Origin of the sequence: Pseudobutyrivibrio xylanivorans, assembly GCF_010906925.1 — a bacterium.
In the GTDB taxonomy this organism is placed as follows: Bacteria; Bacillota; Clostridia; order Lachnospirales; family Lachnospiraceae; genus Pseudobutyrivibrio.
In genome coordinates, this window is sequence record NZ_VTVE01000003.1 from 389904 (window position 1) to 403419 (window position 13516).

Consider the following 13516-nt stretch of genomic DNA (forward strand, 5'->3'; position numbering starts at 1 on the left):
ATCAGATGATAATTTCTGAATCCTTTTTTTATTCTATAGTTTCAACTGCGGTGTAGTAGGAAAGTACCTGACTTAAAAAGTCGTCTACTTCTAGGTCGTCAAGGTAGCGTACCTGGCCGCCCTCTGTGCTTACCATATATGAGGCATCGTAGAATATGCTGTCAAATTCTGAGCTAGCCTTTGAATCAAATAGGCTGGTGCCTAGGAAATAATTTTCTGAATTAATATCTAAATAATCAAGTACTGTTGGTGCAAAGCAAAGTGAATTCTTGCCACCTGCATCAACGGTCTTATGATCCATGCCCTTGTAGTAAATGAAAAATGGAATGGTGTCCACATCGGTGCATTCTCTTTTGTAGTCAGGGAAGGCCTTCATGTAGGTCTGATCTGCGTATGTGGCATGGTCAGTGGTGAAAATCAAAATAGTGTTGTCTGCTAAATCTGATGCCTTGAATTCTTCAAGGAACTCACCGAATTCTTTGTCTAAGTAGTAGAAGCGATTAAGTACTTCATTTGAGCCGTCATCGTACACAACCTCAGAATCAGGTGTATCAAATGATACATGGGTGCCAAAGGTGTATACGCTTAAGAAGAATGGCTTATCAGATTCTGACAGGTCATAGGCTGAGTCCATGAGTAGTCTATATGCCTCTCCGTCAGTCATTCCCTTTGCCTCACCGGTGCAGTGGGTTATATCTGTGATGACATTGTCGAATCCTAGGTTATTACAATACTCAATGAAAATATCATTAATAGGCTCCACATTTATAAATGAGGTGGTGTAGCCTTGATTTTTAAGTATGCCCTGAACTGATATGAGATTGTTGGCTACCTCATTGTCATCTAATTTATAACCGCTGTATAGCTGTCCCTGTACACCTCTAAGGGTTGGGAAAGTGTGGTTGTAGTAGTTTTCAAATGTGAGACATTCATCTTCAAAAGCTGCCAAGTTTGGCATGATTTCTCTCTCATCAGAGATAATATTTGAAGACAACCCCTCGGTGAAAATCACAATTATATTTGGATTCTCAGGTAGGCTTTTTGGCTTTGCAATGCCATCTTCAAATGTAGGGCGATAGTAGCTTTCTCTTGCAATCTCGGGATTGACACTGGCTCTTTTTACCTTTTGATATCTGATTTCGCTTGCAAATATAGTTCCAAAACTCTGGACTGGGCTAAATCTCTTATATGAACCGTGAAGTACAATTTCCACAATCAAAAGAAGAATAACAGGTGCCAGTAGTATCTTTTTATTTATCTTATGTAAAATGTTTTGCCCTGGCATAAAAACTATAGCAAGAACAATGACTGTGCCTAAAATATAGGCTACTGCTCTGCCACCTAAATCCTGCAAAAACTGGACATTTTTTAGCATGGTAAGTGTTATAAAGCTATTTCCAAAATATAGAACCAGCATCTGTGCCACATAAATAAAAAATAGCAGGTCAGCTAAAAATCGAAAGACTATTTTTGTATCCACAAGTAAATTGTAGATGACAAAAATAAGTGCAAGTTCTATAAGCCCTACCCAAAGGTAAGCTGGCTCCTTGGCAGTTAAATAAGCAAGCACAGTAAGAGCTACAGCAAAAACAAATTTTATAATAGTAAGCAAGACCCTTCGGGCTGCTTTATCTTTAAATGAAAAATTAATCAATGGTAATCCTCTCGTCCTATTATTTTGTCTCATGTGTTGCATTATATCATACACAGCTGCAAAGAGATAAACTATTAGGACAATCATTACTTAATTGAAATTGATTTAAGATGGTTAAATGAGGTAAAATGACTACCCGTAGAAAGGAATCATCTGGTGATTATTAATGAACAGTAAGGTTATATTTTTTGATATTGATGGTACGCTTATTAATTTTGATGGAGAGTTTCCAGAGTCAGCAAAAGCTGCTCTTAAAGCGGCAAAGGAAAATGGTCATAAAATTTTCCTTTGCTCTGGCAGAAGCAAGTGCCAGATAGAGGATAGACTTTTAGAATTTGGTTTTGATGGATATGTTACAGCTTCAGGTGCATACGTAGAATACGAAGGGCAGGAAGTTTTTTCTAGCTATATGACTGAGGCTCAGCTTAAAAAGCTAATTTCATTTTGTGAGGAAAATGAAATTATATACATGCTTCAGTGCACAGATTCAACAGTTTCAAGCAAGCGTTGTTTAGAGATTATGCGACAGGGATTTATGGCTAGAATGAAAGATAAAAAGGCTAGTAATCTGGAAAAAATATTTGCCAAGAAAAAATGTGATGACAATATAGTAGGCAACGCTGACAAGTATTTTAACGCAGAAAAACTCTGCTATCATAATTCGAAAAAAGATCCTGATGAAGTTGGAAAAGATTTAGGCGGAGAATTTCAGGTCACATCCATGAGTTTTAGTGAGATGCAAAAGACCTCTGGTGAGATAACCATAAGAGGAGTGGATAAGGCTCTTGGAATTAAAAAAGTAATTGAATATCTAGGTGCCAGCTGGGAGGATACAGTTGCATTTGGCGATGGTCCAAATGACTATGAGATGCTAGAATATGTCCACACAGGTGTTGCCATGGGAAATGCTTCTGATGACTTGAAGGCGCTTGCCAGTCTTGTTACAACACCTATAAATCAGGATGGTATTTATAATGGCATGAAAAGGCTGGGATTAATATAGAATTATCCTATTAAATCTTGGCTGTGCACAATTTGTACGAATGAAGGCTATATGGTAAAATAAGGCGATTAAAGAGATTTACTTTAAGGAATATTTTTGATGGATAATAATACATTAGGAAATAGATCTTTAGGTCGAGATAACAATCTAAACCTAGTGAGATTAGTTGCCGCTCTTATGGTTATGTACATGCATTCTTTTGCCCTTTGCACTAATGCACAGCAGCAGGATTTGATGTACACTTTGACTTTTCATAAGGCGCTTTCGGGCCAGGTTGGCGTTGATATATTTTTTATAATCAGTGGCTTTTTAATTTATAGAAGCTACGATAGAAGCAACAATGTATTCAAGTATTTAAAAGCCAGATTTTTGCGCATATGGCCACTGTTGGCTTTGTTCGTTTTGGTTTCTGCGCTTGTTCTTGGACCAATGTTTTCTGTCCTAGATAGGGGCACCTATTTTTCTGGTCACGAGACTGGCAGAGTTGATACATATTTATTGAATTTGCTATTTATTTCAGGAGCTAATAGACTTCCTGGAGTATTTTCATTTCATATTAATCAGAGTGCTAACGGCAGCATTTGGACACTTCAGCATGAGGTGATTTGTTATCTTTTAGTGCTTGCTATGGTTCCTTTGTTTAGAAAGCATAAGAGAGCTATTTTTGCATTTATAGCTGCATCGGCAGCCCTGTATTTTTATATGAAATATAGCAACTCAGCAGATTATTTGCCTACCAATTTTCTGGTAAACTTTGGCAGACTTACCTGGGAATTTGAAATAGGTGTTATGTATTACCTATACCGTGACAAGATAATCATGTCATGGAAGTATGCGCTATTATCCCTGGTTGGACTTGTGGCAGCTGTTTATTTTTTAGATTTTGAAATCGCATTTACGATATTTGGAGCATATATAATTTTATTTGTGGGATTTGGATATTGGAAGATTTCTGAGTTCTACAATAAAGTGGGGGATATCTCATATGGCGTTTACATTTTCTCATTCTTTGTACAGCAGAGAGTGATAGATGTAATGGGTAACGCCCCAGACGGCTATCTGGTTGTAATGGACCCTTATGTAAATTTGGGAGTATCCATTCTAATCGTAGTGCCGCTGGCATTTATCAGCTGGCATTTATTTGAAAAGCAGCTATTGAAACTTAAATGAGACTATTAATTAAAACAATATGAGTGATATTAGAGAATATAAACAACCTAAAAATAAAATAGAAAAAGGTCTGCTGTATCTTCAGCATTATGGCCTGAAAAAGACTGTTGCTAAGACTATCAGAAAGGCTCTGGGGCATGACCAGGAGCACTATAGCTATGCACAGTTTTTAAAGGCTCATCCAGTCACAGAAAAGGACCTTGAAAAGCAGCGTCATACTATTTTCAAGTTCAATCCTGTGATTAGTATTGCAATTCCTCTTTACAATACCCCAGAGAGATTTTTAATAGAATTGATTCAGTCATTTACTGCACAGACATATGCTAATTGGCAGCTTTGTCTTGCTGATGGAAGTCCTAAAGAGGGACTGAAGGACATTATTCTCAAGGCGACAGATGGTGTATGGGACGAGAGAATTGTCTACAAAAAGCTTGAGGATAATACAGGCATCGCTGGCAATACTAATGCAGCACTTGAGCTTGCCACTGGAGAATTTATCGGATTTACGGATCACGATGATCTCATTACACCAGATGCCATGTACTACATTGCCAAGGCATTAAATGAGGACCGTACAATTCAGGCCCTTTATTCAGATGAGGATAAAATCGACATGGAGTCCAAGGAATATTTCCTTCCTCACTTCAAGTCCGATTTCAATATAGACTTACTTTGCAGCCACAACTATATCACCCACCTTTTTGTTGCAAGGGCTGATATTGTTAGGGCAAGCGGAGGAATCAGGTCAGAATTTGATGGTGCGCAGGACCACGATTTTGACTTGCGAGTACTTGAAAAGTGCAAAAATATTTATCACATCCCTAGGGTGCTTTATCACTGGCGTACCCATCCTGCCTCAACAGCAGACCATCCAGAGGCCAAGATGTATGCCTATGAAAATGGTCGCAGGGCGGTGGAGGAGCACTACAAGAGACTGGGGATTCCTGCTAATGTACAGCTGGATACACACCTTGGATACTATCGCACCAAGTACCGTTGGCCAGGTTCACCACTTGTTTCCATAGTGATTCCAAACAAGGACCATATCAAGGATTTACAGGCTTGTATAGATAGCATCATTGAAAAAAATGAGTACAATAATATCGAGTTTGTAATTGTGGAAAACAATTCTACTGACGAGGCATTACGTGGATATTATCACGAGCTTCAGATGAGAAATGACATAAGTGCAAGAGTATTTGATTATACAGCAGAGCATCCTGAGTCAAAGGGCCAGTTCAACTACTCAGCCCTTGTTAATTATGGCGTTCATCAGGCAAAGGGAGAGTACATTCTTCTTTTGAATAATGACACTAGAATGATTAATGGAGATGCCATTTCTGAGATGCTTGGACTTGCTCGCCGTGAGGATGTCGGTGCAGTTGGAGCCAGACTTTATTATGGCAACAACACAGTTCAGCATGCCGGACTTATTTTGGGTCTTGGCGGTGTTGCCAATTCACAGTTTTTAGGAAGCGGTCGCGAGCAGGTAGGATACTTTTACAGAAGCACATGTGTCCAGGATTTATCAGCAGTGACAGGGGCCTGCATGCTTACTTCAAAAGAGGACTATCTTGCAGTAGGCGGTTTTGATGAGGGCCTTGCAGTTGCATTTAACGATGTGGATTATTGCCTGAAGCTTCGGGCTAAGAATCTTCTTTGTGTGTACACACCATTTTCTGAGTGGTATCACCTTGAGTCTGTTAGCAGAGGACTTGACCTAGAGGACCCTGAGAAAAAGATGCGAATGGAAGCTGAGACACAGTACTTCACAGCTAAATGGAAAGAGGTTATAGAGAAGGGGGATCCATACTACAACCCAAATCTTTCCCTGAAAAAGTTTGATTACTCATTTAACATCTAAGTGAGTTTATTAAAAGGTCTTTTGACTTATATAGTTAAAAATATAGCTAAGTAAAGGAGAATAATTTATAATGTTTACTAAAGAACAAGCTATTAATGTATTGAGGGAGAATAAGCAGGAGCACGTCATGAAGTTTTTTGACGAGCTTGATGCTTCAAAACAAGCAGAATTTCTTAATCAGATTGAGAATATCAACTGGTCTGATTTCAAGCTTATCGGCGGAGATGAATCTGCCGGAAGAGGACAGTTTTCTGTTCCACCTGCTGTTGAGATTTCTGAGATTGAAAAGAGACATGATGAGTTTCAGGCTGTTGGTCTTGAAGCTATAAAAAAGGGTGAGGTTGCAGCAGTACTTCTTGCTGGAGGCATGGGTACTAGACTTGGATTTGATTTACCAAAGGGCTGCTTCAATGTAGGCAAGACTAGAGAGCTCTATATTTTTGAGTGCCTCATTAACAATCTTATGGATGTGGTAAAGCAGGCAGGATGCTTCGTTCCCCTCTATATCATGACAAGTGAAAAAAATGATCAGGCTACTAGAGCTTTCTTCAAGGAGCATGACTATTTCGGATATAATCCTGAGTACGTTCAGTATTTCATTCAGGATATGGCATGCGCTGTAGACTACGATGGCAAGCTTCTCTTAGAGGACAAGGGCCGTCTTGCAACATCACCTAATGGTAATGGTGGCTGGTATGCATCTATGGTCAAGGCTGGTCTTGATAAGGATTTAAAATCAAAGGGCGTTAAGTGGATTAACATCTTTGCAGTAGATAATGTTTGCCAGCGTATTGCAGACCCAGTATTTGTAGGTGCTACAATTGCAGGTGGTTTCCAAGCAGGCTCTAAGGTAGTTAGAAAGGTAGACCCACAGGAGAAAATGGGACTTCTTTGCCTTGAGGATGGCAAGCCATCAATCGTTGAGTACTATGAGATGTCTGACGAGATGGCAGAGGCCAAGGCAGAGGATGGTAGCCTTCTTTACAAGTACGGCGTTATCCTTAATTACCTGTTCTCGCTTGAGAAGTTGGATGAGATTGTAAATAACAATATGTACGTACATGTTGTTGAGAAAAAGATTCCTCATATTGATGCCGATGGCAACCAGGTTTCACCTGAGTCTCCAAACGGCTACAAGTTTGAGTTATTAGTGCTTGATATGGTCCACATGATGGATTCAAATCTGGCATTCGAGGTGGATAGAGTTAGAGAATTTGCACCAATCAAGAATCTCCATGGTGTTGATTCGGTTGATAGTGCAAGAGAATTACTTGAGAAAAATGGAGTTACACTCTAAAAATTAGGGGATAACCCGAAGCTTTTAGGAGATAGACGTGTATAAAAAGAAAAAACGTTCCTGGGTAAAACATCTAGATTTCATAATACTTGATATGTTGGCAGCTGAGCTTGCCATCTTTATAGGTGTATACCTTAAGTTTCACAGTATTATCTTTCTAGATAAATATGAGTGGTACAACTTGTATCAGAACTTGGCAAAGATTTTGCCATTCATTGATTTGACAGGTGTGCTTTTCTCAGAGACCTACACAGGAATACTTAGACGAACTAAATATCAGGAGCTTACTTCCACTATCTGGCATTGTGTAATTAATTTCTTGGGCGTATTTATTTACATGTATGGTACCCGGACTACATACTACTACTCTCGTTTTGCTATAGGCGTTTTTGCTGTTGCAATGGTAATTGTCACCTATTTCTTCAGAGTAATTTGGAAGAGATTAATTCGACGCAGAAAGCTTCTTGATATCAATAAGAGGTCTATGATTGTGGTTGCTGAGGCTTCCACTGTAGAGCACTGTCTTTCTGAGATTGCCCACAGCCCATACACTGAGTTTAAGGTAGAGGGTGTGGCGGTTGTAGACGAGGATATGACAGGTCAGGAGATACAGGGCATTCCTGTAGTTGCATCAGCTGACAATCTACTTGAATATTTGAGGACTAATGTTGTTGATGAAGTGTTCCTTGATGGTAACACTAGAGCCAGTGAGGAGAGCCTTGCAGGACGACTTGTTGAGCAGGGACTTACAGTTCATATGGCCCTCATTCACACTAACAACCTGATGCCAAACAGAATAATGGAGACTTATGGTGACTACGTGGTACTTACTACAAGTATGCACATTTCCAACAACAAGCAGGCTTTCCTTAAGAGGGTTATGGATATTGTTGGGGCGATTGTTGGTCTTGTTCTTACAGCTATTGCATTCATTATATTTGCACCTATTATCAAGATTCAGTCACCAGGACCTGTTTTCTTTACCCAGACACGTATCGGTGAAAATGGCCGTCGTTTCAAGATTTTTAAGTTCCGCACCATGTATGTGGATGCAGAGGAGCGGAAAAAGGAACTCTTAGATCAAAATGAGATGGATGGAAATATGTTTAAGATGGAAAATGATCCAAGAATCATTCCTATCGGACATTTCCTTAGAAAATATTCTATTGATGAATTGCCACAGTTTTTAAATGTTCTCATTGGAGATATGTCCCTTGTTGGCACCAGACCTCCTCTTGAGGATGAGTACGAAAGATACGCTCTTCATCACAAGGCTCGTCTTTCAATCAAGCCAGGCCTTACTGGTATGTGGCAGGTAAGTGGTCGCAGCGACATCAAGGATTTTGAGAAAGTTGTTGCTCTTGATACACAGTATATTTCTGATTGGTCTTTGGGACTTGATATTAGAATTATATTAAAAACAATAGCCGTTGTTTTTGGCGGAAAGGGCTCGAAATAGTGGCAGATGCATATTTTACATTAGTCGTATGGACTATTGATACCAACATGGACCAGTTTAAGGACATGCTGGAGTCCATCGACCAACAAGAATATCGCGAATTTGAACTTTATATTTTAGACAACAATCCTTCTAATGCAATCGAGATCACTATCAAGGAGTTTTTCCCTGATATTGTGGACAAGGTTCATTACAGAAGATTGAAGAAAAAATCAGGTGGCGCCTATGCTTACAACATTGGCGCTCATTTTGCTGAGGGAAATTATTTGGTTTATCTGGGTCAGCACGATAGACTCAGTGCCAAGACCCTTGGGGCATTAAATGAAAAAATAAATTCTAGAGAGGATTTTAATTCTATAATCTATACTGATTCAGACGAGTTGATTGGCCTAGATAGAATGAATCCTCACTTCAAAAGTGATTTCAATAAAGAACTTCTTTTGCAGACTAATTACATAGGAGATTTCTTTTGCTTGCCAGTGGCTCTCTATAAAAAGCTAGGGGAGTTTAATGAGAAGGCAAAGACCGCCTATATTTACGAGTACTACCTGAGGGCGGCATTTAAAAAAGAAAAAATCGAGCACATCCCTTCCCTTTTATATCACAAGAGAATAGATAATAAAATCAAGACAAAAGAGGATAGGGCTGCTGAGAGATTCTATTGTAATGAACACATGGCACTTGCTATTTCCTACCTGAGGAAGACAGGTGTTATCTGCCGAGGACGAGTGGATGCCAATATGAAAAAGTGGCACATCGACTACGACGAGACTGCATTTAGGAGATTTTCTGGTGACTACATGTTTTTAAGGGATGAAAATGTAAAGCTTTTCACCAGAAACAATGCCAAGAGAATGTATGCTTACCTTAGCCAGCCAGATGTGGCGGTGGTAGGATGTCGCTTTATAAATAGAGGATTTACCCTTGATAATGTTGGATACATTTATGGAGAGGATGGAGCTCAGTATCCTGCATTTCACGGACAGCGAATCTTCAGGGACAGCTACGAGGGACTTGCCAGCATGCCTCATGATGTGGCTATGGTGGACAGCGGATGCTGTATGATTGATGCAAAAGTATATAGGATGCTAAGAGGCTTTGACCCTAGACTTTCAGGTAGGGATGCCATGCTTGATTTTTGCATCAGAGCCCGTGAAAGGGGATTCCGTACTGTAGTAGTTCCAAAGTGTATTGCAAGGTACAAAAATAAAGACAATATCTCTACAGAGGAGTCTCATGATTTTCTTATGGAAAAACACAGGGAGCTAATAGAAAAAGGTGACGGCTTTTACAATAAAAACCTGCCTGTAGGTATGGAAAATTATCGACTTCCAGGAATGGAGGAATAAGACCTAAAAAAGCTAGACGTGTTTATTGATTTTTTGTTTATTTTTTTAGTGAATGTGACGGAATAATCTCCGTTTTCTTGACAATTTGAGAATACCTAGAGTAGACTTAATCAGTATTACTATTTTTAAAAGATTACTACTTAAAGATGGGAGACAGTGGAAATGAGTAATTTCGAAGATTACGATTTGACTAGAGGCGCTGGCACCAGAAGCCGTGCCAACAGAACACCAAATCGTGTAAATAATGGAGCACCTCGTAGAAGACCAGATTCTCAGTACTCACAGGGACAGATGAATTATGATTATGATATGTCCCTTGATGATGAGATGGATATGTATAATTATGACTTACAGGGAGAGGCTATGGACCAGCGTATGCCACGTCAGGGTGTATCACGCCAGGGCGCAGCTAGACCATCAGGAGCTAGAACAGGAGCATCACGTCAGGGACAGCCACGCAGATCATCACAGCCTGTACGTCATTCTGCTAGCCATCCAGGTACTAGGAGCAGTTCTTCTCGCTCAGGTAGAGGTGGTTCTTCTAGACCTAGTTCAGCAGGTGCGTCAAGACGTCCATCTAGTTCAAAGAAGGGCAACACTTCTAGAAAAAATAAAAAGAAAAAGACCAGAAGAACAGTTATTGTAGTTGAGGTTGTAATTCTTTTAGTTCTTGCATTGGTATTCTTCCTTTGGAACAAGATCAGCAAGATTGATACAGGTATCAAATACGAGAAAGAGACTAATGACTTGGATGAGGCTACAGTAGAGCTTCTTAGCAACTACACCACCATTGCTCTTTTCGGTGTAGATAACCGTAGTACCGGTAACACTGATTCTGGTAATTCCGATACTATCATGATTGCAGCTATTAACAATGATACTAAGGAAGTTAAGCTAGTATCTGTACAGCGTGATACTTATCTCAAGGTAGAGGATGACAAGTACAGAAAGTGCAACTATGCATATGGACATAGCGGCCCTGATGGAGCTTGCAATATGCTCAATGCCAACTTAGATATTTCTGTAGATGGTTTCGTTGCTGTTGATTTCTGGACTCTTGCTACTATCGTTGATGATCTTGGGGGCTTAGAGCTTGAGATTACTCAGAAGATGATTAATACAGACAATCCAGACACACATCAGAATGCTTTGGCAGGATATATTGCCGAGGTAGAAAATGTACTTAACTATCATCCAGATCAAGAGGATGGCTGGAAGAAGAGCGATTGCTACTTCGATTCTCCAGGTACATACAAGCTCAACGGAGCTCAGGTAGTAGGCTATTGTCGAAACAGATACGCTGTAGATAACGATTACGGTCGTGCAGCAAACCAGCGTATGGTAGTTAATATGATTGTTGAAAAGGCTAAAAAGGCAGACTTGGTTACACTTAACAAGATTACAGACCATGTCTTTGAAAAGATGTCTACAAACTTGTCTAAGACACAGCTTATTTCTATGGCTACTGCAGTAAAGGATTACGAAATTGTTGGTTCTTCAGGATTCCCATTTGATTTGACTACTGGTACATACGGTAGCAAGGGAAGCTTGGTTGTACCATGTACACTTAGCACTAACGTTGTTAAGCTTCATGAGTACCTCTATGACCAGCAGGATTACACTGTAACAGAATCTGTTCAGGCTATATCTGATAAGGTATCTAGTGACACTGGTACAAGTGAGGGCAGTGCTACAGTCAACCAGACGCCGGATTCATCTCAATAAACATAGGAATAATAACTAGGGTTTCTTGTGGGTGCAATGATGTACCCACAAGACTCTTGTTTTATTATGAACAATTTTTATAGTAAAATATTTCATTATAAAGACTAATTATTTTTAAGAGGATAAATAAATGTGTGGAATAGTAGGTTATGTTGGTAAGTCACAGGCAGCTCCAATTTTGCTTGATGGACTTAGCAAGCTTGAGTACAGAGGTTATGATTCAGCTGGTATGGCTGTTTACGATGGCAAGAAAATTGAGTTCGAAAAGGCTAAGGGACGTCTTCGTCTTTTAAGTGAAAAGACTCATGATGGCGATAGCATGAAAGGTACTATTGGTATCGGTCATACACGTTGGGCTACACATGGTGAGCCTAGCGAGACTAATGCTCATCCACATTTAAATGAAGATGAGACTATCGCTGTTGTTCACAATGGTATTATTGAAAACTACGCCAAGCTTAAGGATAAGCTTATTAAGCGCGGTTATTCATTTAAGTCAGAGACAGATACTGAGGTAGTTGCACATCTTCTTGATTACTATTACAAGCAGGGCAATGACCCACTTACATGTGTGACAAAGGTTATGCACCGTGTTGAGGGAGCATACGCACTTGGTATTATTTTTGCGGATTATCCAGATCAGATTTATTCAGTTCGTAAGGATAGCCCACTTATCGTTGGCCTTGGTAAGGACGGCAACTTAATTGCATCTGATGTTCCAGCTGTTCTTAAGTATACTCGTGAAGTTTACTTCATCGAGAATGAGGAGATTGCTAGACTTTCAGAGAATGCTATTGAGTTCTTTGATGTGGATGGTCAGCCAATCGAAAAGGAATCTAAGACAATCGATTGGGATGTTGATGCAGCAGAAAAGGGTGGCTACGACCACTTTATGATTAAAGAGATTCACGAGGAGCCAAAGACTGTTCGTGATACTCTCAATCCTCGTATCAAAAATGACAAGGTTGATATCGAGGAGCTTGGCATGAGCGATGAGGAGATAAAGTCTATCTCGCGTATTCGTATCGTTGCCTGCGGTAGTGCTTATCATACAGGCGTTACTGCTAAATATGTTTTCGAGGAGATGGCTCGCATTCCTGTAGAGGTAGATATTGCATCTGAGTTCAGATATCGCAATCCAATCCTTCAGGAGAATGAGCTTGTTATTGCAGTCAGCCAGTCTGGTGAGACAGCAGATACAAAGGAAGCAGTTCGAATGGCTCGCGCTATGGGCAACATGACACTTGCAATTGTTAATGTTGTTGGTTCATCTATCGCTCGTGAGGCAGAAAAGGTTATGTACACATGGGCAGGTCCTGAGATTTCAGTTGCCACAACAAAGGCTTACTCTGCTCAGCTTATTGCATTCTACTTGCTTGCAATGAAGTTTGCAGAGGTTAGAGGTCTTCTTGGCGAGGATGAAATGAAGGAGCTTATCAAGGATCTTAAGATGCTTCCAGAGCAGATTGAGATGCTTCTTGGTAACAAAGAGCGCATTCAGAAGTTTGCAAATAGATTCGTTGCAGCTAAGGACGTATTCTTCATTGGTCGTGGTATTGACTACGCTATCTCAATGGAGGGTTCACTTAAGCTCAAGGAGATTTCATATATTCACTCAGAGGCTTATGCAGCTGGTGAGCTTAAGCACGGTACTATTTCTCTTATCGAAGAGGGTACTTTGGTTGCAGCAGTAGCTACTCAGGACAGTGTATATCCAAAGACAGTATCTAATATTGTTGAGTGCAAGACACGTGGAGCATTTATCCTTGCAGTTACTACAGTTGGTAATGAGGATATTGAAAAGGTAGCTGATTATGTAATGTATATCCCTCAGACTAACAGATACTTTACTAACTCACTTGCAATTATTCCATTGCAGTTGTTTGGTTACTATGTATCAGTTGGTAAGGGTTATGATGTTGATCACCCAAGAAACTTAGCAAAATCAGTTACTGTTGAATAAGTTATCACCTAAACGTCACATTAAGGTCTTAC

At 39.9% G+C, this 13516-nt stretch carries 9 protein-coding genes; 8 read left to right on the top strand and 1 reads right to left on the bottom strand.

Features of this window, described 5'->3' with window-relative positions:
* Nucleotides 1-28: 28 nt before the first annotated feature.
* Nucleotides 29-1654, bottom strand: a complete 1626-nt coding sequence (locus F0Q01_RS11065) for an LTA synthase family protein (RefSeq protein ID WP_163927237.1) — start codon at nucleotides 1652-1654, stop codon at nucleotides 29-31.
* 166 nt (nucleotides 1655-1820) lie between these two features.
* Between F0Q01_RS11065 and F0Q01_RS11070 the strand changes: the two genes are divergently transcribed.
* The 8 genes from F0Q01_RS11070 (at nucleotide 1821) to glmS (ending at nucleotide 13484) form a co-directional block, all read left to right on the top strand.
* Complete coding sequence (locus F0Q01_RS11070; RefSeq protein ID WP_090488929.1) at nucleotides 1821-2657, top strand: HAD family hydrolase; 837 nt, start codon at nucleotides 1821-1823, stop codon at nucleotides 2655-2657.
* A 99-nt stretch (nucleotides 2658-2756) separates the two neighbouring features.
* Nucleotides 2757-3827, top strand: a complete 1071-nt coding sequence (locus F0Q01_RS11075) for an acyltransferase family protein (protein WP_090488931.1) — start codon at nucleotides 2757-2759, stop codon at nucleotides 3825-3827.
* Nucleotides 3828-3846: 19 nt separating this feature from the next.
* Nucleotides 3847-5691 carry a glycosyltransferase family 2 protein gene (locus F0Q01_RS11080; protein ID WP_090488933.1) on the top strand — a complete coding sequence of 615 codons (1845 nt, stop codon included), beginning with the start codon at nucleotides 3847-3849 and terminating at the stop codon, nucleotides 5689-5691.
* A gap of 70 nt (nucleotides 5692-5761) precedes the next feature.
* Nucleotides 5762-6988, top strand: coding sequence for a UTP--glucose-1-phosphate uridylyltransferase (locus F0Q01_RS11085; RefSeq protein ID WP_090151283.1), 1227 nt, complete (start codon nucleotides 5762-5764; stop codon nucleotides 6986-6988).
* A 37-nt stretch (nucleotides 6989-7025) separates the two neighbouring features.
* Nucleotides 7026-8447 (top strand): sugar transferase, encoded by a 1422-nt coding sequence (locus F0Q01_RS11090; RefSeq protein ID WP_090488935.1) that lies wholly within the window; start codon nucleotides 7026-7028, stop codon nucleotides 8445-8447.
* A complete protein-coding gene (locus tag F0Q01_RS11095; protein ID WP_090488937.1) occupies nucleotides 8447-9796 on the top strand; it encodes a glycosyltransferase family 2 protein in 1350 nt (449 codons plus the stop codon). The genes F0Q01_RS11090 and F0Q01_RS11095 overlap by 1 nt, the downstream gene beginning before the upstream one ends.
* 162 nt (nucleotides 9797-9958) lie before the next feature.
* The gene (locus F0Q01_RS11100; RefSeq protein ID WP_090488939.1) at nucleotides 9959-11521 is read left to right on the top strand and encodes an LCP family protein; all 1563 of its coding nucleotides are present in this window, start codon (nucleotides 9959-9961) and stop codon (nucleotides 11519-11521) included.
* 130 nt (nucleotides 11522-11651) lie between these two features.
* Nucleotides 11652-13484, top strand: coding sequence for a glutamine--fructose-6-phosphate transaminase (isomerizing) (gene glmS / locus F0Q01_RS11105; protein WP_090488941.1), 1833 nt, complete (start codon nucleotides 11652-11654; stop codon nucleotides 13482-13484).
* Nucleotides 13485-13516: the final 32 nt, after the last annotated feature.